Raw genomic sequence first — 24485 nt, 5'->3', positions numbered from 1 at the left:
GCGGGCTTTTTAGGGTTTCTTCAAGCAAAGCTTGGCTAGAAAACATTACGTCCGCGAAGCGGTCACCTCGCGTCCGGCAAAGGTGATTTAAGCCGCAATCTGCATAAGCTGGTGATTGGTTTCCCACAGATGCCGTAACGTAGAAACCATATGGAGAACATCTTCTTCCGAATGCGCGGCTGTGGCTGTCAAGCGCAACCGCTCCGTCCCTCTGGGCACAGTCGGATAATTAATCGGCTGCACATAAATATCATGATCATTCATCAAAATATCCGTCAGCTCACGGCAGCAATTCGGCTCCCCGACAATGAGCGGCACGATATGGCTATCCCCCGGCAGGAATTTTAGCCCGGCCTGCGTCAAACCGTCTTTCAGCAGCTTCACATTTCGCCGCACCCTCTGGCGTTCTACATCAGAATTTTTTAGATGCTCAACCGCCGCCATCGCCGCCGCAGATACTGCCGGCGGCAGCGCAGTGGTAAAAATAAAACTCGGCGCATAAGAACGCACCGCATCAATAATGACCGCATCGCCGGTAATAAAACCGCCCATCGCACCATAAGCTTTACCAAACGTCCCTTCAATCACATCAATCCGGTCCATCAGGCCGCGCTCTTCAGAAACACCGCCACCACGCGGACCATAAACTCCCACCGCATGTACCTCATCCAGATAGGTAAATGCGTTATATTTATCCGCCAAATCGCATATTTCTTCCATCGGGGAAATATCGCCTTCCATGGAATAAACCGATTCAAAAGCAATAATTTTCGGCCGATCCAAATCAACAGATTTCAGCAGACTTTCCAAATGCCCCATATCGTTATGACGATAAATAAATTTCTGCTGCTTACTGTCCTTAATTCCATGAATCATCGACGCATGGTTAAGCTCGTCAGAGAAAAAAGCGCATTCAGGCATCAATTTACCGAGCGTACCCAAAGCACCTTCATTGGCAACATAGCCAGAAGACATCACAAGCCCCGCTTCTTTAGAGTGTAAATCGGCAACAGACTCTTCTAACTCCACAACATAACAGGTTGTCCCGGAAATATTGCGCGTACCTCCTGCGCCAGAGCCAGAATTCTCCAGTGCCGCGCGCGCCGCTGCCAAAATCTTCGGATGCTGCCCCATCCCGAGATAATCATTATTACACCAGATCGTAACTTCTTTTGATTGACCATTCGGCATGCGGTAGATCGCACGGGGAAAATCCCCAACCTTGCGTTCCAAGTTAGCGAAATAACGATAACGCCCTTCTTGTTTAACCTGGTCAACGCAGCCTTCAAAATGAGTATGGTAATCAAATCTATCGGTCATAATGGCATTATCCTTATTTTTTTACACTCCCTGATGCGCCTCGGTATAATCTTGCAAAGACAAGGCTTTCGTAAGAAAGCATCCTAGTATAATCTGGAACAACTGCACTTGACTAGCGTTCGTTGATTTTCTTATCACACAACCGTAGGATTTCAAGACTGGAGACACAAAAAACATGATTTTCGTATTCGGCGCCATCTTGCAATCCATCCGCATCACCACAGACCCGGAAGAAACTTTTGGCGCTGTCCACTACGCTAAACATTACAAAAACAGCATCGGCGGCAAGGGGGCCCTGCAAGCCTTGGCCGCAGCCAAAGCAGGTGCAAAAACCGCACTGGCCGGTAAAATGGGGGATGATGAACTGGCCAAACATATCCTTCTGCGCTTGCGCACTCATGGTGTTATCACCTCCGGCGTAGCCAAGGCAGAGAAGCTGCAAACCGGTACGTCCATTCGAATCGTCGATGAAAATCGCACAATTTTGGCCATGGGGGCCAGCGCCTATACCAAAGCCCACCAACTTCCTATGGAAACATTAAACAGCGATAGCACTGTAGTGTTGCAAACCGAAATCAACATGGAAGAAAACTCCAAACTTCTGGCCACAGCCAAAAAGGCTGAAGCCACAACGATCTTAAATCTTGCCCCAAAAGCCTACATCTCAGACGAAGATCTTGCGAACCTGGATTATCTGATCGCACCATCAGCCTCCAAAAAAGCGCTCAATCACATACTGAAGGCTAAACACTTAACAACGATATTCATAAGCACTGACGGAAGCTGCGAATTAATTGTAGAAGGAGGCCCGCCATCCAAGGTACCAAAACCCGCTCACGAAGCCTTAAATTGGAAATACCCCGAAGGTGCTGAAGACACCTTCTGCGGAACATTCGCCGCCGGAATAGATATGGGCCTAAGCCTCGAAAAAGCAATCGAACGCGCTCACATCGCAGCCAGCCTCACCGCCTCGGTTAACGGCGCCTATGATGCCATACCTTTTAGCGACATGGTCGATGAATGCATCAAAGCGCTGCAAGCTCAAAAAGAAAGCTAAAACCCAAGCGTATTGGCAAATTGCTCGGCGCGGCCTAAATCTTTATCCAGTGCCGCCATAACCCTGGACAGATCCGCACTCTCATCATCGCGCCACACGCGCAAAGTCTTCAAATAAACCCCCGTCAGTCCTGCGACTTTCAACGCGCCGCGCACCCCCGATGTCTCAAGCCCCGCAGCCTCCAGCATCCAGCTCATCGAACGGCAAAGATGCGGCGCGGAAATAAGCGCTTGCTTGGGATCAAAACGAAAACTCTCCAAAATTGAAACCAACCCGGCCCGGTAATCATTCAAAGCCTCATAACGCTCCATCATGATGTCAAACAACCGGTCACGTTCGGAAACGCTGGGATCCGATTTGCTGACAGCTTCCAAAACGCGCCGGTCAATCATCCGGCCAAACAACGCAAGAATATCCGCCTTATCCTCAACCAAATCAAACAGCTCCGCCAGCGACACTCCGGCCGCCTCCGCAACATCCGAAAGCGCCACATTCGCCCAGCCCATCTGCTCGGCCTGCTCTAACGCTTTTAAAACAATTGTGCTTTTCAAATCTTTTTCAGTTTTTTTTGCCATCGGCTTAAACTCTCTCCTTGGCGCGGCGTTCTTAATTCGCTACATCTTTTAACAGCTTTTTTATGAATCACAAAAGGAATGAATAAATGTCACAACCGCAATTTGATGTCGTCGCCGTAGGAAATGCTTTGGTCGATGTCCTCAGCCAGACTGACGAAGCCTTTGTTCAGGACCAAAACGCCCGCTATGGCATGGAAAAAGGCGCGATGACCCTTATAGATGAAGCCCGCGCCGTAGAGCTTTACGCCCAAATGCCAGCCGGTATCGAAAGCTCAGGCGGCTCCGCTGGCAACACCATGGCAGGATTTGCTTCTTTCGGCGGACAAGGAGGGTTTATCGGCAAAGTCGCGGATGACGATCTCGGCAGAATATTCCAACATGATTTACGCTCCTTAGGAATTCAATTTGATACCCAGCCCCTGATTATGGGTGCAAAAACCGGCCGCTGCCTTATTTGCGTAACGCCAGACGCCCAGCGCACCATGAACACTTTTCTAGGCGCCAGTGTTGAACTTACTCCCGGTGATATTGACGAAGATCTCATCGCCAAAGCCAAAATCACTTATCTGGAAGGCTATCTGTTCGATCGTGACACCGCTAAACAAGCCTTTATATACGCCGCCGAAACCGCGCACGCCGCCGGCCACCGCGTCGCCCTTACGCTGTCCGACCCATTCTGCGTTGACCGCCACCGCTCCGATTTCCTGCGGCTGGTAGAAAGCCATATCGATATTCTCTTCGCCAACGAAGAAGAAATAAAATCCCTCTTCATGCAGGATAATTTTGAAGATGCCGCCAGCGCTGTCAGCAAACATGTCGAAATCGCCGCCATGACGCGCAGCGAAAAAGGCGCGGTCATTAGGAACGGTGAAAAAACTTATGAAATATCCGCCGCGCCTGTATCCGAAGTCATCGACACCACCGGCGCAGGTGACCAGTTTGCTGCCGGATTCCTCTATGGATTCACATCCGGGAAAGACATTGAAACCTGCGGAAAGCTTGGCGCTCTGGCCGCCGCCGAAGTCATCGGCCACATGGGTCCGCGCCCAGAGCATTCCTATAAAGAGCTAATAGCAAAAGCAGCTTAAGAGTGAGAAGACGTTGGCGCAGAAGCGCTCGGCCCTTGCACCGGTTCGTCCTCTTCCCGGCGACGGTAAGTACGAACAGCGCTACGCGCACTAACTAAAGCGAACCCTGCAGACAATACACCTGACAGAACCGCCAAACTAGTAAATGCTAACTTGTTTCTTCCACCCTCATATACAGCATCTTGAGCAGCCGCCATGGCTATTTCAGACTGACATTTCCCTATACGCTCTTCTGACGGGAAAGGTACATTTCCCGACAAAAATACATAATCCCTAAGCGAAACAGGTGAACTACTATCAACAGCGCGCTGAACAATTTGCTCCCTTTGATTTTCCAACGCCGCCCGAAGATCCGAAGACAGTAAACTTCTCTCACAGTACTCACGATAAAGCGGCTTAAATTCCGCGACCAAACCATCCCATTCCGGACCAGAACGTAAAACATCTCGCTCATCTAGAAAAGATTTCGTAGCAAATCCAGACCATAGACTTACGCCTGTTAATGTGGCCGCAGCGAAGGCTTGACCAGCAAATTTTTTCTTCCATTTTTCCATAAGAACATCTCAAAACACAGTTATTTTTTTATAGAAAATTATGTGGTTGTACGCAGCTTGTCAATGATACATTTGGGGCTGAAGCAGCTTAAAAAAACGTTGATAACAAGGTTAAAGCAGCCTAAAAAGAACGACGCAAACGCTTTTCAAAGATCTGCATCGTTTCCGAACACTGGCATACAATGCGCACTTCATCAAAATCGGCATCCAGCCGGTCGGCAATCCCCTGGATGATCAACCGCGCCGCCCGCTCTTTCGGGAAGCCTTTTTGCCCAGCCCCGATAGGCGGAAATGCAATAGAGCGTAAAGACATCCTCCGTGCCAGTTCCATCGTCTTGCGCGCCGCATTCAGCAACTGCCTGTCATGACGGTCCCACTCATCTTTCCAAACTGGCACAATCGCGAAAAACACGTTCCTGCATCCCATTTTAAATCCAGGAACAGCATAAACATCCCCCGCTTGCGGATTGACCACATTCCGATACAAAAATTCGTCCATGCGGTGCCCGGCAGCACGCTGAATCGCTTTATTCACGCTCCCCCTATACTCGAGCGTTTGCGGAAGTAAAGTGACAACGGCATCGGTTTCCTGAGCAGCAATATTTCCCTGCACAAGCTCGATACGATCTAAATAAGAATTGGAGGCTCGCACCGCCTCTGCTATGAATAACCCCATGCATTATAATAAACTGATATATATTACCGTTCTATTACTTTTTTGCTCTTTTTCGGCTTCTTGGGCGCAAAAAAACATGCTTTTCGGCCTTGCCATGCACGGTCAGCCAAAATACGACGCGAACGCGGCGCACCTGGACTACGCCAACCCCGATGCCCCCAAAGGCGGAAAGCTCAAAATTGCAGCCATTGGCACATTCGACACGCTCAACCCCTTTTCCATTAAAGGTAAGGCCGCTCAAGGCCTTAATCTCGTTTATGACCGCCTGATGGCGCGCGTCTGGGACGAACCCTTCACCACGTACCCGCTCATTGCCCGAAGCGTTGAAATACCAGAAGACCGCTCCTCTATAACTGTCCACATTAACCCCAAAGCCCGCTTTCATGACGGCAGCCCCATCACCGCAGATGACGTAATTTTTTCCTTTGAAACGCTGAAAGCCTCCGGGCGCCCAAATATGCGCCAGATTTACCGTCTCGTCGATCAGGTCATCCGGCGCGATCCTCTCACCGTTTACTTTCATTTCGGAGAAGGATACGACCGGGAAACCGCCATGATTATCGCCAGGATGCCGGTCCTGTCCAAGGCGTATTGGGAAGGCCGGACCTTCGACCAAACCACACTTGATATCCCTGTTCTCAACGGCCCCTACCGCATCAAAGATTTTGATGCGGGCCGCCGGATTACATATGAGCGCGTCCCCGATTACTGGGCCAAAGACTTGCTTACTAATGTCGGCCATCATAATTTTGATGAAATCACTTACGAATATTATCGCGACGACACGGTCGCATTTGAAGCTTTTAAAACAGGCGATCTCTCCCTGCGCCGCGAATGGGACGCAGGAAAATGGGCCAGCGCTTACGACTTCCCGGCGGCAAAGGATGGGCACGTAAAACTCGAAGCCCTGCCCCATGGTCGCCCGGAACGCGCTCGTGCCCTCATTTTCAACACCAGGCGCACACCTTTTGATGACATCCGCGTGCGCAAGGCCCTGAACCTGCTCTTTGATTTTGAGTGGATCAATAAGAATATTTTTCACGGGCAATATAAACGCTCCGCCAGTTTTTTTCCAAACTCAGAACTGGCGGCCACAGGAACACCACAAGGCATGGAGCTGGACATTCTGAACCTCTGGCGGAACGATCTGCCACCGGAAATTTTTGATTCTCTTTTCGATTTTCTGCATCCCACGGACATAAAAAAACAAAGCCCGCGTGAAAAAATGCGTCAGGCCGATCAAATGCTCAAAGACGCGGGATGGATTGTCGAAAACGGCAAACGCGTCAAAGACGGCCAGCCATTCAGTTTTGAGATCATCGTCGATGCGCCGGAGAATGAAAAAATCGCCCTGCATTTCAAACGCGCTCTGGAAAAAATGGGCATCGAAGTTCTAATTCGCGTATTGGATGCAGCTGCCTATCGCGGACGACTGAATGAATATGATTTCGATATGACGATTTATTACTGGCTCTCATCCCTCTCGCCTGGCACGGAACAAAACCTTTACTGGACCTGCAAAGCAGCGAATGAACCGGCGCGCTGGAACTTCCCCGGCATTTGCAGTCCAACTATCGATGCGCTGGCCGGCAGCATCGCTTCGTCCGAAACCCGTGAAGAACTAGTGGCCCGCATGCGTGCACTGGATCGAATTCTGGTTCATGGCCATTACATCATTCCGCTTTATTATAGCGGCGTTGATTATGTCGGTTATTGGCCCCCCATCACCAGCCCTGAAACCACTCCGCTTTACGGCATGGTCATAGAAACATGGTGGATGCCCGGAAAAAATTAAAGAGTAATGGGGACAATCCGTAAGCTTTCGTAAATGATGATTGAGCCGCCCATGCGCCCTTGCTATGATCTCCCCAGGTTTGAATCGTTTATGAGTCTTTAAGGAACGCACTTCAATGTTCAAAAAACACCACGCTCTGGTTTTTGGTTTAGTATCTGTAGTCGCCATCACTGCCTGCACACCAGGCAAGGAAATCGGTGATATTGGCGGGCAGTTCTGGCAGCGCGCCAACGTTTCCGACTCGATCTACATGCAAGGCCCCAAAGCCCAACAAATGCTAAACCGCGATATTTCACGCTGCGTTATCGATTTGCGAGAGCTTGAACGTCTCGGCACGCTCAAAGACGCAATTCCAACAGACTTTCGAGGCCGAACCCTCAACCCTGACGAGCAAGAGCTTTACGACTGGGATACGCCTGAACGCAACAAACATCTCTACGCTGAACACTCCAATTACACGAACTTTGAATCATGCATGGAAGAAAGAGGATGGGAACGCGTTGAACATGTCCCCTTTGATGTCAGCCGTAAAGGCCGCGAGAACTACCTGCGCGCCCACGTCGATTATCATGAAAAATCTGACGAAGCAAAAACAAAAAGCCGCCACCAAACAAGCAACGATATTGGCGATTACAGCGATCTGAACGATTAAGCCGCTTTGCGTTTTTCAAACATCTCGGTAATCTTATCTTTCACAGCATCTACGCTCAGTGACCCCATCAGCGTATGGTTCAGAGTCTTTGAATTATACCCTCCAAAATCAATCAACTGATCAAAGCTCTCCGGCGTACGTACAAAATCAGCATACCCGCCCCATGGCCGGTAAATTAAATCATAGCTCGGCCCAAACAGCCCGAGTGTTGGCACCAGCGCCGCAGCGGCCGCATGCATCAAACCGGAATCATTGCCCAGATAAAAATCACACCGTGCAATGGCCGCCGCCGCATCCCCCGGCGTTCCTTTGGCAATGCAGTCAATCCGCCGCTCCTCAGGAATGCTTTCCAGAACTTTCAACGCATCGTCTTCCTCACCCGGCGCACCAAACACCGCCACACGCGCACCTTCCATCACACCACCCGAACCCGTCATAAACCGCACCACTTCAACAAACCGTTCAACCGACCAGGTCTTGCCAATCCAGTTCGCCGTCGGCCCAACGCCCAACACCGGCCCACCTTCAGGAATAAGCGCCGCCGCCTTTTCTTTCTGCACATCCGTAAACCACAATTTCGGCCCCGGCACCTGGTGCCCCAGCTTCATTACAGCTGCGTTCTGCTCCACCTTATGCCCGGCCTTAACTGCACAACCGCCAAAAATATATCGCTCTTTGGCCATAATCAGCCGCGAAACCGCCGAATTGCGCAAATCCACAACCATGTCCCAGCGCATCTCGACAACCTGTCGCCACAACTTGACCCAATGCATATTATGCTTTTCTTTCTTAAAGGAAACCAGGCGCTCTAAAAGCGGATAGCCCTCAAATAACGAAGCCGCAAGCGGCCCACAAACAACAGTGACCCGCGCATCTGGATAGCGCTGCTCGATATGGCGCAACAATCCGGTCGATAAAACGGCATCGCCAATGCGCGAAGATGTGATAAAAAGGATCTTCATGGAAACCAATATGCCAGAAAAACCATTCTTCGTAACCCTGAAAAACCGCGGTCTTATCTACTTGGATGGCCCAGACCGTTACGCCTTCCTCCAAGGCCTCATCACCAACGATATTGAAAAACTAACCCCTGAAAAATCACTCTATGCCTGCCTGCTTAGCCCGCAAGGCAAATTTCTGCATGATTTTTTTGTAATTGAAAGCGTTGAAGAGACAACTCTCATCGACTGTGAAGGCGGGGCGCGCGCCCGCGATCTTTTTGAACGTTTAAACACATACAAACTTCGTAAATCGGTCACACTCTCACTCGATGAACATAAAGATGTCTATGCGGTATTCGGTCGAAACTACGGCTGGCCGGATCCTCGCCACTCCAAAATGGGAGACCGCTGCTTTTTTATAGATCAAAGAGATCAAAAAAATATGCCAGAAAAACCATTTGAAGAATGGGACCGCTGCCGCATTGAGCTGACCATCCCCGATGGCAGCCGCGATCTCATCCCCGAAAAATCAACAATGGATGAAGGAAATATGGACCGCTTCAATGCGATTGATTACCAAAAGGGTTGTTATGTCGGACAAGAACTCACCGCCCGCATGCACTATCGCGGCCTCGGTAAAAAGCGCCTGCAAACCGTCTCGCTCAGCGACCTGCCCAACGGCGCAGAACTACGCTCCACCTGCGGTGATATCGGAATAGCTTTAGTGAAATCCTAAATAATCTCTGGCGCCAACTTAACCGCCAACGTAAAAATTAAAAATGCAATAACAAAGGCCATCACGAAAATTACATCTTTACGGCTGAAGAAATGATACATATCGAAGGTTTTCAGAACTTCCCCGTTCTTCTGCTCGCCTTTTTCGCCATGCTTACAGCCACAATGGCCGCCGCAACCACCATCTTTTTCTTTTTTGTCCGTATTTTCACTCATAACACCATCCCTTTTATCACTGTGAGAAAGGCCGTAAGACCGAGGAAGTAATCCATATTCTAGATTGCTTCGCTATCGCTCGCAATGACGATTATAAATTTAAGCCGCCTTTTGCGCCCCGTTTGCCTTAGTCGAGGCCTCAGACTTTCCCAGACGCCCCTCTTCCTGCACCCGAAGGGATGCCTGCGCTGCCGCCAACCGTGCAATCGGTACGCGGTAAGGTGAACAGGACACATAATCAAGACCGACGCGTTCACAAAATGCAATCGAGGCCGGATCGCCGCCATGTTCGCCGCAAATCCCCAGCTTGATTGTCGCATTCGTCTGCCGCCCGCCATGTATCGCCACTTCGATCAAACGCCCGACCCCGTCAACATCCAAAGATGCAAACGGATCGCGTTCATAAATCCCTTGCCCGACATAGGCGGGAAGGAAGTTCGCCGCATCATCCCGGCTCATTCCCAAACACGTTTGCGTCAAATCATTCGTGCCAAAACTAAAGAAATCAGCCGCCTGCGCAATTTCATCCGCCGTCAGCGCCGCGCGCGGCAGCTCAATCATCGTCCCGATCATGTAATCCAGACTCTCACCTTTTTCTTCAAATACCTGCGCCGCCACCGCTTCAACCTTGCCACGTAAAATCTCCAGCTCACGGACCGCACCAACCAGAGGAATCATAATCTCCGGTACAGGCGGCTTGCCAGTCTTGTCCGCAGCCTCCAGCGCACCTTCAAAAATCGCCCGTGCCTGCATCTCGTAAATTTCCGGATAAGTAATCCCGAGGCGGCAACCCCGGTGCCCCAGCATCGGATTGAATTCATGCAGCTCATTCAAACGCTGGCGCACATCCGCCTGGGAAATCCCTGCCGTCTTGGCAAACTGGTCAATATCATCCTGCGCATGCGGCAAAAATTCATGCAACGGCGGATCAAGTAAACGCACCGTCACAGGCAAACCGTTCATGATTTCGAACAACGAGGCAAAATCCCCGCGCTGCGCCGGAAGCAATTTATCCAAAGCCGCCCGGCGTTCCTCCTCATCATTCGCAAAAATCATCTCGCGCACATTCTGAATACGCTCAGCATCAAAAAACATATGCTCGGTCCGGCACAACCCAATCCCTTCCGCTCCGAATTCCCGCGCGGTCTTGGCATCCAAAGGCGTTTCCGCGTTCGTGCGCACTTTCATCCGGCGGCGCTTATCCGCCCATTCCATCAGCATCCCAAAATCACCAGACAACTCAGGCTGAATGGTCGCAACCTCGCCAAACATTACCTCACCGGAAGATCCGTCAATCGTGAGTGTCTCACCTTCTCTGATTTCACGTTCACCAACACGGATCACCTTGCCCTGTACATCGATATGAAGCTCACCGGCTCCAGCCACGCAGCATGTCCCCATGCCCCGCGCCACCACAGCCGCATGAGAGGTCATTCCACCGCGTGAGGTTAAAATCCCGCGCGCCGCATGCATCCCGGCAATATCTTCGGGCGAAGTTTCCTGACGGCACAAAATCACATTTTCCTCGCCATGAGCTCTGACTTCCGCTTCCTCGGAGGTAAACACAACCTTCCCACACGCCGCCCCGGGTGAAGCCGGAAGGCCTCGCGTCAAAACATCCTTTTCGGCTTTTGGATCCAAAGTGGGATGAAGCAGCTGATCCAGACTTTGCGGATCAACGCGCAAAAGCGCCTCATCTTGTGTAATTAAACCTTCTTCAACCATATCCACAGCAACCTTGAGTGCCGCTTTCGCTGTACGCTTGCCACTACGGGTTTGCAGCATGAAAAGCTGGTCCTTTTGCACCGTAAACTCAAGGTCCTGCATATCTTTATAATGTGTCTCAAGCTTGATCCGCACATCATCAAGCTGCTTGAAAACCTCAGGCATAGTCTCTTCCATCGACGGCAGATCACTGCATTCTTTCTCACGGCCCTTCTTGGTCAAAGATTGCGGCGTCCGAATCCCCGCCACAACATCTTCGCCCTGTGCATTAATCAGATATTCGCCATAAAAGTAATTCTCACCCGTAGCCGGATCGCGTGTAAAAGCCACGCCGGTCGCACAATCATCGCCCATATTCCCAAACACCATGGATTGCACATTAACAGCCGTGCCCCAATCTCCTGGAATTTCATTGATCTTACGATAGGTAATCGCGCGCGGCGCCATCCATGAACCAAACACAGCGCCCACAGCGCCCCAAAGCTGCTCATGCGGATCACTCGGAAAAGGCTTGCCGGTTTCACGCTCAACCACCGTCTTATATTCATCGACAATCTCCTGCCAACCTTCAGCAGAGATATCGGTATCCTGAACCAGATCCTCATCACGCTTATAACGTGCAATCACATCTTCAAATTCATGATGATCGACTCCCAAAACCACATCGCCATACATCTGGATAAACCGGCGATACGAATCCCACGCAAAACGCGCATCACCAGAGCGCGCCTCAAGGCCTTTAACCGTCTCGTCATTCAGCCCCAAATTGAGCACCGTATCCATCATCCCCGGCATAGATACGCGCGCACCAGAGCGCACAGACACCAAAAGCGGGTTCTCGGCATTCCCGAACTTCGCGCCCATCTGCGCCTCAATCCGCTCCACCCCCTCTTCAAGTTGTGCTTTAAGCTCCGCCGGATATTGTTCCTCATTCTCGTAATAAGCCGTGCAAACTTCGGTGGTAATCGTAAAACCCGGCGGCACAGGAAGCCCCAAACCGGCCATCTCCGCCAAATTCGCCCCTTTTCCACCCAAAAGATTACACATCGTGGCATCACCTTCATTATGCTCTTTACCGAAGCTATATACCCATTTAGTCATACTCTGCATTCTCCTTGAAGACGACCTTAAAACGCCCAGAACTCATATCATTCACGCAGGGTTTAGCATATTCTTTTAACTTTGCAAATCTTTCACCAGCATCAAACACAGATCGTTATCCACAGGCCGGAATTCCCCGAATGCGACCGGCTGGCGATCATACGTTACACCATGCCCGTCAGGGACATAACCCAGCTTAAAATACAGCCGCTGCGCCGAACCATAAGACGCCGTCAGTCCGACACTGATTCCCATATGAGAGTGGCCTTTTTCCCGCGCCAAACCCTCACATTTTTCAATCATCGCACTAGCTATCCCGCGCTGGCGAAAATCAGGCAGCACGTTCAAATCCTGAATTTCCGGATACCCCATCGCCCGGTAAAACGCATATTTCGGATTCCATGCCAGCATGCAATACCCGGCCATCTGCCCTTCATACTCGGCAATAAAAACCAACCGTTCACCCGCATCCTGATACTCCATTGCCGTTTCAAAATACCCGACATCCTTGGCCGCCTTCATTGCCATCGCCATATCGTGCAACCGCGAAAGATCATCCACGCCTGCTCGCACAATTCTTAGATTTTCCATTTGCATCCCAAAGGCTCCCTTTCGTAATATAAGGCCCATGAATCGCCTCATCACAACCATTTTTTGTTTAAGCCTCCTCATCGCCTTTCCTGCACAGGCCCAGCAGCGCGAGTATAAATCAGGCCTAAACTACACCACACTGGGTAGCAAACCCAAACCTGCGCCTGCGCCAAAACCACAAGTCCACCCAGCCGAAAACGCCATAGAAAGTGAAGAAACACCGGTGACAGAGTTAGAGGATAAAGCAAAAGAATCCCCCGATCCCGCCACGCGCATCTGGAACAAATATAAAGAACTTGCCACAGGCACCGCTGGTGAAAAAGAACAAGCCGCCAAAACAGAAAATAACAAACCGGAAGCACCAGAAAAACCTGATGTACCGCTGAAGCCAAAAACAAAACTCACAAAACAAAGCGCACAAGACCCAAAGCCAAATAATGGGTTCGGTGCAATCCTTGAAAACTGGAAAAATACCAAAGACACCCGCCGCGACATGCGCTCCATGAGCTTTAAAACTCCCGACCTGCCTACCAAACCGTCTGTCGAAAAACCGCAAACACCCTAATGGTCTTGCCTCACACGCAAAAAACTGATTTAAAACTATGTATGACCAAAACCGCTACCCAAAAGGCTGACGCCAGCCCGCTTGATGAATTGAGCGCCCTGCTCGATTCTGATATGCGTGCGGTTAACGCGATGATTTTGGCGCGCATGGACAGCCCCGTAAAACTTATCCCGCAGCTCGCCTCATACCTCATCGCTGCTGGCGGTAAACGGGTCCGCCCGCTCCTGACACTGGCCAGCACAGCCATGTATGAAGGTGAAATGACCCGCGCCCACCGCCTCGCCGCCAGCGTCGAGTTCATCCATACCGCTACCCTGCTCCACGATGATGTCGTTGATGAAAGCCGGGAGCGCCGTGGACAAGACGCTGCCAATCTCATCTTCGGCAATCAGGCCAGCGTACTGGTCGGCGACTTCCTCTTTTCCCGCGCCTTTCAACTGATGACCGAAGACGGTTCGCTCGACATATTGCGCATTCTCTCCGATACTTCGGCCATCATCGCTCAAGGCGAAGTTATGCAGCTCACCACCGCCAACAATCTCAAAACCACAATGAATGATTATATTGAAGTCATTAAAGCCAAAACCGCCGCCCTCTTCGCCGCCGCCTGCGAAGTCGGACCCGTGATCGCCGGGGCGAATACCGCAGCCGCCAGAGCCATGGCCGCCTATGGCATGAATATCGGTATCGCTTTTCAAATCGCCGACGACGCGCTCGATTATATGGCCGCACGTGAAGATCTCGGCAAAACCATCGGCGATGACTTCCGCGAAGGCAAAATGACCGCCCCCGTACTCTTCGCCTTACAAAATGCCAACGATGAAGAGCGTGCATTCTGGACCCGCACCATGAGCAACCGCGAAATCAACGACGATGATTTTGACCACGCCCGTACCTTGATTGAACAAGGCAACATTATCCAACAATGTTTTGATTTAGCCTATACGTACCGTGACAAAGCGATTGAAGCTTTAAAACAAGCGCCCGCATGCGAAATTCGCGACCTGCTCGAATCCCTGACCGATTACACGATCAATCGTAAATCTTAATCTGCAACCACAGCCTCTTCACCAAGATACTCACACCACAGCGCACTGATATTGTCTGTCAATGCACCCAAATCCAACGGCTTGTGAATCACCCCGATGACGCCAAGAGGTTTATAGCGCTCAAGCATCTCCAGTTTTATACTGCCCGTCACAAAGACAATCGGAATATTCCTGCCCATTTCATGCATTTTCAACTGAGCAATTGTCGCAGGACCATCCATATCCGGCATTTTTAAATCCAGCAAAATCAACTCTGGCTGCAATACCCGTAAACGTTGCAACAACTCTTTTCCAGACCCGCACGTTGCCAATGCACCTTCATAACCAAAGCTCTCAAGAGTAACCCGCAGAATTTCCCGTAAATCCTGCTCATCATCAACATAAACAATACGTTCCGGAAGTCTAACCATAAAAATCCCCCTGCATCTTAAGTATAGTATACATACGCGAATATCCGCAAGACCTTGAAAGCTCTTGCCATATACCCTATGGGGGTATATGGTGACAGACATGAGCGACAAACACCCCTGCCACAAAGCTGAAATCCCGAAATTAAACCGTATCACCGGACAAGTTGAGGGCATAAAACGCATGATTGAAGACAGGCGCTATTGCACAGACATTCTCGCCCAACTCCGTGCCGCACGCGCGGCCATCCGGACGGTTGAAGCGCATGTACTCGAAACCCACCTGCATCATTGCGTAACCGAAGCCATGACAGCCGAAAACGCACAAAAAAAAATTGACGAAATCAAAGACCTGTTCAAACGCTATGATGAAGTTTAACCCATGAACGATTGCTGCCATACCTCTACTCAGGAAACCAGCACTAAAAAACGCTTCGACACTATCATGTTCGGCGCGCTTACAATCATAATTGTTACACTGATATTAAATGCGTTTGACTTAAATATCCCCGGCCTGGCAACCTTTGCCAAAACCCAAATCGAACTTCTTATGGCCATGTCATGGGGAGTCGCGCTTGGCCTGCTCAGTGTTGGGCTGATGAATAAAATCCCGCGCACCTATTTCACTGCCATCCTCGGCAATGGAGATAAATTCACAGACATACTCAAAGCCGCCATTGCGGGCGTAATCCTTGATCTATGCAATCATGGCATTCTTGTCATATCAGGAAAATTATACGAACGCGGCCTGTCCATCGCCCAGGTCCTGACCTTTCTCATCGCCAGCCCGTGGAACTCGCTCAGCCTTACATTCATTCTCATCGCGCTTATCGGTTTAAAATGGACGCTGGTTTTCACTCTCGCCTCCGTGGTAATCGCGGTTATTTCCGGTATGATCTACTTAAGACTAGTCAAAGCCGGTAAACTGCCTACCAACCCACACAGTGAAGAAATTCCAGAAGATTTTGACATCCGCGCCGATATGAAAGCCCGGCTCAAAGGCTGGCGCCCGTCATTGAAATGGGCCGGAGAAATCGTGCACGATGGCTGGAAAGACGGACAGATGATCATCCGCTGGATTCTCTTCGGCGCAGTTGTCGCCGCCGCCATGCGCGCATTCATCCCGGCCGAAATGTTCACCCACTGGTTTGGCCCGTCCCTGCTGGGCCTTGGTATCACCATGATCGCCGCCACTATTATTGAGGTTTGTTCCGAAGGCTCCGCACCCATTGCCACTGAAATTATGAACACAGGCGGTGCCCCCGGAAACGGCTTTGCCTTCCTGATGGCAGGGGTTTCAACCGACTACACAGAAATATTAATCGTACGCGAGTTTACAAAATCCTGGAAAATCGCCCTGTCCCTGCCGCTGATTACCGTACCACAAATCATCGTGCTGGGCCTGATTTTTAACACTATACACTAGGGGTCAGCCCCTAATCACTTGCCTCACACGGATAAGCGGAAAACAACCCCAACGCTACGCCGGGAGCCGCAATAAACGGTCCTTGCTCATGATGATGGCTTGCAATATAGCCCCATACTTTTTGATGAATTTCTTTTAAAGGAGTCCCTTCCGGCACACAAAAATCCACACTCGGCGCGGCACCTAACGAACGGATCAAATTATGATAGTCCATTACCCCGGAAATATAAGCCTGACACGCAATATGCCCCCCGGGCAACAATTCCTTGCCCTGCTCGTCTGATCCACAAACCTGCAAAAGATAGTCGCCAGAAAACCGCGCAGCCTGCACAGAGGGAAAATGCATCAAAAAAACAAGAAAAAATAAAAGAGCTCTACTTTTTTTCATTCGACTTTTGCTTGAGTTGTTCAAGCACGGCAAACGGTGAATCTTCAAGGCGTTTCTCAGGTCCTGTACTCATAATTTTAGGACTACGATTAGCTGTCTTGCTCCGCTTGCCTTTGGGCTTATCCTTGAAATTCTTACCTTGCTTTCCTTGTGATTGTTTAAACACAGGTTTATTTTTAGAAAACGCTTTCCCCTTCTTCAACCGAAACGTTGCCAGCTCCGGCTTAACCTGCTCAGCCTTTTCCTGCTCCGGCTTTTCTTGTAGAGCCTTCTCATCTTTTGCTGCGTTCCCAGCATCAGCCTCAGCCACAACTTCTTCTTCCAGAGACTTCACCGCGACCTCAGATTGCGCTTCGCGTCCAGCCTCTTCTACTGCCTCAGCCGGATCATAAACCTTCTGATGCCCCATCGCTTCCAGAACTTCATAAAGCCCTTCGATAGAACAGCCCAGCCATTCAGCCCATTGATGCGCAGCCTTAAACTTGCCGCCTTCCGCCGCGTCATAAACTCCGCTAATCACCCGGTCCAACATATCAATTCGAATTGCGCGCCCGCCATAAACCGGATAGGCAATCGCCTGATAAAACGCTTTATCAACCGCCTTTGAATCAACCGCAAAAGATACAATTCCGTCTTTCGGACAATCCATCGGCAAATCTTTATCGTTCCACAGCCCCCAAAGCAGTGCCCGCAACCGCACCGCCGCAGGCTTGTTCAGAGCCGGAATAAACACCAAAATCGGCCCCAGCCGAATTTTCTTCGCCCGCAAATCCTGCCGATCATCCGCATCCAGTTCACCAATCAAATCCTCAAGCTGTTCACGCGCCGCAATCCCCAGCGCCTGATATACCTGAAACGCAATACCTTTCACCGGAGCCTTGGCATCACCCATATCTTCAAGCGCCACCAACGGCTCCAGAACATTGGCAATATGCCGCTCAAGCCACCCTTCCAGATGTGCACGCAAAGCCACTCTATCAACATCGCCAATTGAAGCCCCGTCCAGCATTACGACCTTGGGCTTCAAAATACGCTCGCCTTTAACCAGCATCGCGATTGCCTCGCCAGGCAGCGGGTTGCTGACTTGTGGCTGATAATGAATCTGAGCGTCTTCCTTCAGCGTATATTGTGTGTCTTGCGCGTTTAACATTGTTCCTTGCAAACCCCATATCAATAAGGCTTCGATATAAACGTAAAGCCGCGCGGATGTCCAATTAAAACATTCATAGCATCCTTATAGATTTTTTGTTTAAATACCCGGGAAAACTTTCCAACCAATTTTGAAAGTGACACTGGTGCTAAAAATAACGCAAACACTTATCCTGGCATTTGTAATCCTCAGCGCATGGCCAACAATGCCCTGCGCACAGGAAATAAATGAAACAGGCGCACAGCACCTCCAAACCATACTCCAAAATATTCTGGATACGCGCGAGCGGCAACGCAGCGAACAAGATAAAAGTACATTCGAAATCGACGGCACCATAGCCGTCGAAGCCGCCGAAACCTATTACGCCATTACCTGGCCGCAAATGAAGCTCCACAGCGTGAATGGAGACACAATCAAAATAGGCCTCATCGCCATGAACGCCGTGCCGCATGATAAACCCGGCCAATATAAAATCACCACCGCCATCCCCACACCGATTATCGGACAGGACAAAGACGGACAGGAAATTCTGCGTATTACCATCGGCATGCAAAAAGCAGCCGGTATTTTTGATGAATCCTTAAATAATTTCATCAAAATAAATACACAACTCAATGATATACAAATTACATTCGATGGTGGCAAAACTTTAGCAACAATTCCAAAACTACAACTCAGCTATAATTTCAGCGAAGATGATAATGCCCGCTGGTCTGGCCCATCATATTTCGAAATTTCAGACCTCAAGCTCACCCGCCCCAGTGAAAGCGCAGCACTTTCCATTGAAAAATTCATTGTCACTAGCCATCTTGACAGCTTTGCAGCACAAGCCTTAAACGGTGGCATACAGCACGGCAAACAAGCCCCGCTTTCGCCGTTGCAATTCTCCGATGGCGCAGAGATAACGCTCGCTATATCAGGCTTGAGTGCATCCAGCCCAAATAGCCCCGAAAAAAACAATAAGAAAAACGAAAGCTTTAGCCTGCAATCAGGCGCTTTTAATTTCAGATACGAAAACGCCTTAAGCGGATCTGCCAAAGCCCATACATCATTCAACTTCCAGAACTTGATTACGAACGACATCCCGCAAGACTTACAAATGCTGCTTCCCCGCACCGGAAGTTTTAGCCTGACGCAACATAACATCCCACTGGCGGAAATTGACGAAACGCTGCAAAATAGCACTGGAGTCTCCGGAAAAATTTTAAGTCTGCCGCTACTTTTAAAAATCCCTTCCATCCTCGCCCAAGCCGGAAGCTATCTGGAAATTCGTGAAGCCTTCTTCGAAAACCCGGAATACCGCATCGATTTTGACAGCATTCTGCACGCCGACCTCACCGCCGTAAACAGCGCCACAGCGACCGGAACACTGCGTTTTGCCGGACTGGATAAAATCCTCTCCCGCGCACAAGTCATCGGCACAAACATTAACAGCTCACCTTACGCATTGCCCGTGCGCGAGTTGGCACGTTTTCTCGAACGCCTAAAACCATTGGGCCGCGTTGAAACCAATGCCGAAGATGGCTTCGTCCACATCTTTAATTTAGAAATGAATAAAAAGGGACAATTTCTGATTAACGGCCAAAACGCCAGCGCACTTTTACAAGAGCCCAAAGAACCTATGCTGCCTGCCCAACAAAAGATTCAGCCTTAAGAATATAAGGAATGAGCGCATTAAGCCGCAACATGCCCTCACGGCTCAATCGCATTTTATCATCATCCAACAAAACCCAACCCTCATTTTGAACAATCTGCAACCGTTCCATATCAATAAATGCGTGCCAATCCTGCCCGCCCTGCACACTTAAATGCTTAAGCTCCACACCTTCACGCAGCCGCAAACCCATCATAAACGCTTCCATAAACCGCTCTTCGCGCGAAAGCATCTGCGCCGGATGCCCCACGTATCCATTCGCCTCAACCCGATCCAGCCAGACCTGCGGCGCACTATGCTCACGCGTTGCCACCCTGCTACCATCATCGCGGCTTAAACGCCCGTGCGCCCCCGGACCAATACCAACATAATCACCATAATGCCAATAAATCAGATTATGCCGCGATTCTTGCCCCGCCCGCGCATGGTTTGACACCTCATAGGCGGGCAGTCCAGCCCCTTCCAAAACATCCTGCGTTAAATTGTAAAACGAGCACGCCTGCTCTTCACCCGGCAAAGCAAACAACCCGCGCGCATGATCAAAATAAAACGGCGTATTGCGCTCAATTATAAGCTGATATAAGGACAAATGCCCACCAGCCAGTTCCACCGCCAGATCAAGTTCCGCCCGCCAAGCCTCCAAGGATTGATTGGGCCGCGCATATATCAAATCAAAGCTGAAACGATCAAAAATTTTGTGCGCAATTTCAATCGCCGTCAGCGCCTCCGCTGCGCTATGCTGGCGGCCTAGAAATTGCAAATCCGTATCATTAAGCGCCTGCACCCCGACAGATACGCGGTTCACACCCGCCGCTTTAAATGCCGCAAACTTCTGCCCTTCAATCGAGGTTGGATTTGCCTCCAGCGTAACCTCCAGATCATTGACCTGCGGCCACAACGCCCGTGCCTTATCAATAATCGCGCCCACAGTTTCCGGCATCATCAACGACGGTGTCCCGCCGCCAAAGAAAATCGAGGTTAACGTTCGCCCGCGCAATTGCTCCGCATAATGCTCCAGCGCCCGCAAATACGCCACCTGCCAGCGCACATGATCAATCGTGTCATGCACATGGGAATTAAAATCACAATACGGACACTTGGACAAACAAAAAGGCCAGTGGATATACACTCCAATCTGGCCTTGAATGTTCATATTTAAAACAATCCGTTAAACTTAATTAACGTTAAACTTCGCTCTGTTGAGCGCTGCCGGCTCAATAGATGCCCCGGTTGTCCCAATCGTATTAAGCATCGATTCAAACACGATAGGTAAAGCAAAGAGCGCTCCACCGGCGGCCAAACGAATAGCCCCATCCTTCAATGGAGTCTGCGATGGGTTTTCAACGTGATCTTTAAGTTTCATCACACCCAAAACACCCATTAACAAACCAATCATATAAGAAATGGATGTAACCATCCCTGGCAATTCTTCAACCGACTCGGTAATATTCCGGGCAATATCACTAAAATCATGCCCCGCGCCAATCTGCGCATTCGCATTCGTCGTACTTGTCAAAAAACCAACAACAAAAGCAGCCTGCAAGTGAACAGCTTTATTTTTTAAAATCTTAAACATTACAACCTCCTTGAATACGCTTTAACACCTTGCATATTGCAGCGATTTTATATAATAAAAATCGCCCAAAAGTCAACTTTTCAGCAAATCCCAATAAAATCTTATGGGCGTAACCCTACACCGCTTCGTCCTCAAAAGTCGCAGCAACAAGCTGGCGAAAAGCGTCAGCGCGGTGCGACATTGCATGCTTCTGATCCGGTTCCATCTGTGCAAAAGTTATCGTCTGCCCCTGAGGGACAAAAATAGGATCATACCCAAAGCCATGCGTTCCACGCGGGGGAAATTCCAGATGACCTTCGGCCCGCCCTTCAAAAATCTCAACATGTCCGTCTGGCCAGGCCAAACAAAGTGCGCAAACAAATGCTGCCGATCTGTCCTCAGCCGTCCCCAGAGCCTCTTCAACCTTATTCATCGCATAGCTAAAATCGCGCGTTCCATCCGGTTTTTGCGCCCAGCGCGCCGAATAAATCCCCGGATCACCGCCCAGCGCCGTAACGCTCAAACCACTATCATCCGCCAGCGCCGGCTTCCCTGAAGCCTTCGCCGCTGCCAAAGCCTTCAACCGTGCATTCCCGGCAAACGTACTTTCCGTTTCTTCCGGTTCAGGCAAGCCCAACTCCCCGGCAGTGTAAAATGTCGAAATATAAGGCCCCAGCAAATCCGCAATCTCACGCGCCTTACCCGCATTATGCGTTGCAAGAACAAGAGATAAAATTTCACGTGCCACTGTCATTCCTCATCGTACATAAATCTAATCTAAAATCAGGATAGAAACTCAGCAGCATACAGTAAAGTAAGAGAACACTAAAAACTAAGACATAAAACAAGGAGCACAACTTATTAAATTATTTACACAACGCTGATCTTCCTCTCTCATAAGAGAAAAGTCATTACCAAAATTCATCAGAGATTCAACGGAATCGCCTTCCAGCTCTTTTAGTAATTCCACGGGCAAAACCGCCGGGGAATGCCCTCCAAAGCCAACAAAAAAGCCTATTCTTTTAACAGCTTGACTAATTTCACCCTCCACATCTTTCACTAACAAACTATTTGCTTCGTCTTCATTTCCTATAGCCATAGCAGCTAAAAAAGCAATAGACATATTAGAAAGTTCTTTCGTCTCATCTGAGTTCAATAACATAACATTTCTCCAACTAAAAAATATTTTCATAACGCAAAAATCGTTCGCCTGCAAGAACAAACGATCTAAAGCCCCAAAACATCTTTCTGAACCGCCGTCAATTCTGCACACCCCTTCTTGGCCAATTCCAGCAATTTCAAAAACTCTTCTTCACTAAACGGCTCTTTTTCCGCAGTCCCTTGAATTTCGACAATTCCGCCACTACCCGTCATCACGAAATTCGCATCCGTTTGCGCTGCGCTATCCTCATCATAATCAAGATCCGAAATACCCGCGCCTTCATAAATCCCGCACGAAACCGCCGAGACTGTATCGTTAATCGGTACAGAAGCCATCGCGCCGGTTTCCACCCAATGCTGAAACGCCAGATGCATTGCCACAAACCCGCCGGTAATCGCCGCCGTACGCGTTCCACCGTCAGCCTGCAACACATCACAATCCACGCGCACCTGCCGCTCGCCCATCTTTTCAAAATCCACGACGGAACGCAGCGCCCGGCCAATCAAACGCTGAATTTCCTGCGTCCGTCCTGATTGCTTGCCTTTTGCAGCTTCCCGGTCCATTCGTAAGCCGGTCGAACGTGGCAACATGCCATATTCTCCCGTTACCCAGCCCGTGCCCGTGCCTTTCATCCAGCCCGGCACACGCTCCTCTGCCGTAGCCAGACACAGCACATGCGTATCTCCAAATTTAATCAGGCAAGAGCCTTCTGCGTGCTTGTTCACATGTGGAAGTATTTCAACATCGCGCATTTCATCAAATGCTCTGCCAGATGGTCGGGCCATAAATAAACTCCAAGATTAAGTGTAATTAACTGTCGCCAGACTAAGCATCACATCCTCCCATCTCAAGAACTTTATTCTACAAAGGTCGTGGATGAACCTGCATTCAGATTGCTGAAACCCTTGCCTGCCTCAAGCATTCTTGGCACGATAAAGGCTCAAAATTGCTGATAGCCATCGGATTAAAGACCATGAAAAAACTGCTCACCCTTGCCCTGCTCCTGTGTTTCCTACACACTGGATTTTCCCCTGACGCCAACGCTCAACTAAGCTTTGACCGCGATGATAACGTCAAAAACTACAATAACGATAACAACAGCGACAGCGACGAAATTGATTTCGACTTCGATTTCAGCGGCGATGGTGAAAAAGACGAAGGCCCTAAAGTCATCAACCCCTTTGATGATAAATACAAACCGGACCTGACAGCCGAAGAAACGGAAGGCGTCAATCTAACCCCCAACTACTTTTATTATTTCACAATACTTCGCAAACCGGATGCTTCCCCGGATGATATAAACCTGTTCATCTTTTCTCCCGGCACCATTGTCGGCTGCCTGAGCAAAGAACCGGCAAGCCTGGAAACAGTTAAATTCAGCCCGACCATGCAAATCAAACTCACAGAAGGGCAAACTGATGTTGATCGCGAAACCGTTCGCTACTTTCACTATGAATGCAAGCCCGAAACCGGCATGGTCGAAATGTATATCACGCTCAGCAAAAAGCAGCTAATCAAAGACAAAATCAAAAAACTCGTTCTGTTAAGTGAAGCCGTCGGCCCCTTCAGTGATATTATTATTGATTTCCATGATAACCATATCGACATAGAATCAAAACTCCACGACCTCGGCTGCTTCGGACTAAAAACTCACGGCATACCGAAAAAATTCACATACTGGCTTTACCCGGAAAATACCATGGTCCTGTTTTCATCCTCTGCAGATATAAAAGAGAAAAAAACGCGTGACAAAGTCATTGCTTTAGCCCGGCGCCATGGCTTAACGCCCCTGGATGAAATTATCCCCGAATTCGAAAAAAGCCACTACCACGATGACAAGCTCTTCGTTGTTGACACAGCCGGGAACTATAAAGACAAACTGCCAAGCATAAGAGACAGATTTGCATTCGGAAAAATACAGGATTCAGAAACATATTTCGGCGCTAAAGGCCCATATACTAAAGTCACAGAAAAAATGATTTATGCGCGCAGCCCCGATATTCACGAATAAACATGAAACCAACAGCGAACTCCTGCCTTGATTCTTCACATGAAAACGGGAATTATGCCTGCATTTAAAGCATACCAAGAAAAAACTTAAGA

The 24485-nt window shown here is 49.6% G+C and carries 27 protein-coding genes; 11 read left to right on the top strand and 16 right to left on the bottom strand.

The annotated features are described in order from the left end of the window. Positions 1–87: 87 nt before the first annotated feature. Positions 88–1320: a 5-aminolevulinate synthase gene (gene hemA, locus H6859_01565; GenBank protein USO05919.1), complete on the bottom strand. Its 1233-nt coding sequence runs from the start codon at positions 1318–1320 to the stop codon at positions 88–90. 175 nt (positions 1321–1495) lie between these two features. Here hemA and H6859_01560 point away from each other — a divergent pair, with 175 nt between their 5' ends. Next, positions 1496–2377 carry a hypothetical protein gene (locus tag H6859_01560; GenBank protein USO05918.1) on the top strand — a complete coding sequence of 294 codons (882 nt, stop codon included), beginning with the start codon at positions 1496–1498 and terminating at the stop codon, positions 2375–2377. Here H6859_01560 and H6859_01555 read toward each other — a convergent pair. Further along, positions 2374–2952: a TetR family transcriptional regulator gene (locus tag H6859_01555; GenBank protein USO05917.1), complete on the bottom strand. Its 579-nt coding sequence runs from the start codon at positions 2950–2952 to the stop codon at positions 2374–2376. The genes H6859_01560 and H6859_01555 overlap by 4 nt on opposite strands. A gap of 86 nt (positions 2953–3038) precedes the next feature. Here H6859_01555 and H6859_01550 point away from each other — a divergent pair, with 86 nt between their 5' ends. Further along, positions 3039–4040 (top strand): adenosine kinase, encoded by a 1002-nt coding sequence (locus H6859_01550; protein ID USO05916.1) that lies wholly within the window; start codon positions 3039–3041, stop codon positions 4038–4040. Here H6859_01550 and H6859_01545 read toward each other — a convergent pair. Continuing rightward, positions 4037–4594, bottom strand: coding sequence for a hypothetical protein (locus H6859_01545; GenBank protein ID USO05915.1), 558 nt, complete (start codon positions 4592–4594; stop codon positions 4037–4039). The genes H6859_01550 and H6859_01545 overlap by 4 nt on opposite strands. Positions 4595–4715: 121 nt before the next feature. After that, positions 4716–5246 (bottom strand): macro domain-containing protein, encoded by a 531-nt coding sequence (locus H6859_01540; protein ID USO05914.1) that lies wholly within the window; start codon positions 5244–5246, stop codon positions 4716–4718. A gap of 22 nt (positions 5247–5268) precedes the next feature. Here H6859_01540 and H6859_01535 point away from each other — a divergent pair, with 22 nt between their 5' ends. Further along, positions 5269–7065: an ABC transporter substrate-binding protein gene (locus H6859_01535; GenBank protein USO05913.1), complete on the top strand. Its 1797-nt coding sequence runs from the start codon at positions 5269–5271 to the stop codon at positions 7063–7065. Between the two features lie 115 nt (positions 7066–7180). Beyond that, entirely contained in the window at positions 7181–7717 is a 537-nt protein-coding gene (locus H6859_01530; GenBank protein ID USO05912.1) for a hypothetical protein, read from the top strand. Here H6859_01530 and H6859_01525 read toward each other — a convergent pair. Continuing rightward, positions 7714–8679 (bottom strand): glycosyltransferase family 9 protein, encoded by a 966-nt coding sequence (locus tag H6859_01525; protein ID USO05911.1) that lies wholly within the window; start codon positions 8677–8679, stop codon positions 7714–7716. The genes H6859_01530 and H6859_01525 overlap by 4 nt on opposite strands. Here H6859_01525 and H6859_01520 point away from each other — a divergent pair. Next, complete coding sequence (locus H6859_01520; GenBank protein ID USO05910.1) at positions 8678–9394, top strand: folate-binding protein YgfZ; 717 nt, start codon at positions 8678–8680, stop codon at positions 9392–9394. The genes H6859_01525 and H6859_01520 overlap by 2 nt on opposite strands. Here H6859_01520 and H6859_01515 read toward each other — a convergent pair. The 3 genes from H6859_01515 to H6859_01505 all read right to left on the bottom strand — a co-directional run bounded on the left by H6859_01515 (position 9391) and on the right by H6859_01505 (position 13026). After that, positions 9391–9609: a hypothetical protein gene (locus tag H6859_01515; protein USO05909.1), complete on the bottom strand. Its 219-nt coding sequence runs from the start codon at positions 9607–9609 to the stop codon at positions 9391–9393. The genes H6859_01520 and H6859_01515 overlap by 4 nt on opposite strands. A gap of 99 nt (positions 9610–9708) precedes the next feature. Continuing rightward, positions 9709–12435, bottom strand: a complete 2727-nt coding sequence (locus H6859_01510; protein ID USO05908.1) for a pyruvate, phosphate dikinase — start codon at positions 12433–12435, stop codon at positions 9709–9711. Between the two features lie 75 nt (positions 12436–12510). Next, the gene (locus tag H6859_01505; GenBank protein USO05907.1) at positions 12511–13026 is read right to left on the bottom strand and encodes a GNAT family N-acetyltransferase; all 516 of its coding nucleotides are present in this window, start codon (positions 13024–13026) and stop codon (positions 12511–12513) included. Positions 13027–13063: 37 nt separating this feature from the next. On the opposite strand from H6859_01505, the gene H6859_01500 reads away from it, so the two are divergent. Together H6859_01500 and H6859_01495 are read left to right on the top strand one after the other, a co-directional pair. Beyond that, positions 13064–13591 (top strand): hypothetical protein, encoded by a 528-nt coding sequence (locus tag H6859_01500; GenBank protein USO05906.1) that lies wholly within the window; start codon positions 13064–13066, stop codon positions 13589–13591. A 41-nt stretch (positions 13592–13632) separates the two neighbouring features. Continuing rightward, on the top strand, positions 13633–14640 hold the full coding sequence (locus tag H6859_01495; GenBank protein ID USO05905.1) for a polyprenyl synthetase family protein: 1008 nt from the start codon (positions 13633–13635) through the stop codon (positions 14638–14640). On the opposite strand, the gene H6859_01490 is transcribed toward H6859_01495, so the two are convergent. Continuing rightward, positions 14637–15050: a response regulator gene (locus H6859_01490; protein USO05904.1), complete on the bottom strand. Its 414-nt coding sequence runs from the start codon at positions 15048–15050 to the stop codon at positions 14637–14639. The two genes, H6859_01495 and H6859_01490, sit on opposite strands and share 4 nt — an antisense overlap. A 100-nt stretch (positions 15051–15150) precedes the next feature. Here H6859_01490 and H6859_01485 point away from each other — a divergent pair, with 100 nt between their 5' ends. Both H6859_01485 and H6859_01480 read left to right on the top strand, forming a co-directional pair. After that, complete coding sequence (locus H6859_01485) at positions 15151–15426, top strand: metal-sensitive transcriptional regulator (GenBank protein USO05903.1); 276 nt, start codon at positions 15151–15153, stop codon at positions 15424–15426. Positions 15427–15429: 3 nt separating this feature from the next. Continuing rightward, positions 15430–16473, top strand: a complete 1044-nt coding sequence (locus H6859_01480) for a permease (protein ID USO05902.1) — start codon at positions 15430–15432, stop codon at positions 16471–16473. Positions 16474–16483: 10 nt separating this feature from the next. On the opposite strand, the gene H6859_01475 is transcribed toward H6859_01480, so the two are convergent. Both H6859_01475 and H6859_01470 read right to left on the bottom strand, forming a co-directional pair. Further along, positions 16484–16861: a hypothetical protein gene (locus tag H6859_01475; protein USO05901.1), complete on the bottom strand. Its 378-nt coding sequence runs from the start codon at positions 16859–16861 to the stop codon at positions 16484–16486. Beyond that, positions 16848–18011 carry a hypothetical protein gene (locus tag H6859_01470; GenBank protein USO05900.1) on the bottom strand — a complete coding sequence of 388 codons (1164 nt, stop codon included), beginning with the start codon at positions 18009–18011 and terminating at the stop codon, positions 16848–16850. Before H6859_01470 ends, H6859_01475 begins: the two co-directional genes overlap by 14 nt. Before the next feature lie 205 nt (positions 18012–18216). Here H6859_01470 and H6859_01465 point away from each other — a divergent pair, with 205 nt between their 5' ends. After that, positions 18217–19665, top strand: a complete 1449-nt coding sequence (locus tag H6859_01465; GenBank protein USO05899.1) for a hypothetical protein — start codon at positions 18217–18219, stop codon at positions 19663–19665. On the opposite strand, the gene H6859_01460 is transcribed toward H6859_01465, so the two are convergent. The 5 genes from H6859_01460 to rph form a co-directional block, all read right to left on the bottom strand. Continuing rightward, complete coding sequence (locus tag H6859_01460) at positions 19631–20818, bottom strand: coproporphyrinogen III oxidase (GenBank protein ID USO05898.1); 1188 nt, start codon at positions 20816–20818, stop codon at positions 19631–19633. The two genes, H6859_01465 and H6859_01460, sit on opposite strands and share 35 nt — an antisense overlap. Positions 20819–20839: 21 nt before the next feature. Then, on the bottom strand, positions 20840–21241 hold the full coding sequence (locus H6859_01455; protein ID USO05897.1) for a hypothetical protein: 402 nt from the start codon (positions 21239–21241) through the stop codon (positions 20840–20842). Between the two features lie 115 nt (positions 21242–21356). Beyond that, on the bottom strand, positions 21357–21974 hold the full coding sequence (gene rdgB, locus H6859_01450) for an RdgB/HAM1 family non-canonical purine NTP pyrophosphatase (GenBank protein ID USO05896.1): 618 nt from the start codon (positions 21972–21974) through the stop codon (positions 21357–21359). A 78-nt stretch (positions 21975–22052) separates the two neighbouring features. After that, complete coding sequence (locus H6859_01445; GenBank protein USO05895.1) at positions 22053–22412, bottom strand: hypothetical protein; 360 nt, start codon at positions 22410–22412, stop codon at positions 22053–22055. A 35-nt stretch (positions 22413–22447) separates the two neighbouring features. Continuing rightward, positions 22448–23167, bottom strand: a complete 720-nt coding sequence (gene rph / locus H6859_01440; GenBank protein USO05894.1) for a ribonuclease PH — start codon at positions 23165–23167, stop codon at positions 22448–22450. 188 nt (positions 23168–23355) lie between these two features. On the opposite strand from rph, the gene H6859_01435 reads away from it, so the two are divergent. Continuing rightward, a complete protein-coding gene (locus tag H6859_01435) occupies positions 23356–24393 on the top strand; it encodes a hypothetical protein (protein ID USO05893.1) in 1038 nt (345 codons plus the stop codon). Positions 24394–24485: the final 92 nt, after the last annotated feature.

Source organism: Rhodospirillales bacterium (genome assembly GCA_023898785.1).
In the GTDB taxonomy this organism is placed as follows: Bacteria; Pseudomonadota; Alphaproteobacteria; order Micavibrionales; family Micavibrionaceae; genus TMED27.
The sequence above is the reverse complement of the archived record's forward strand: the minus strand, read 5'-3'. Positions and strand labels throughout refer to the sequence as shown.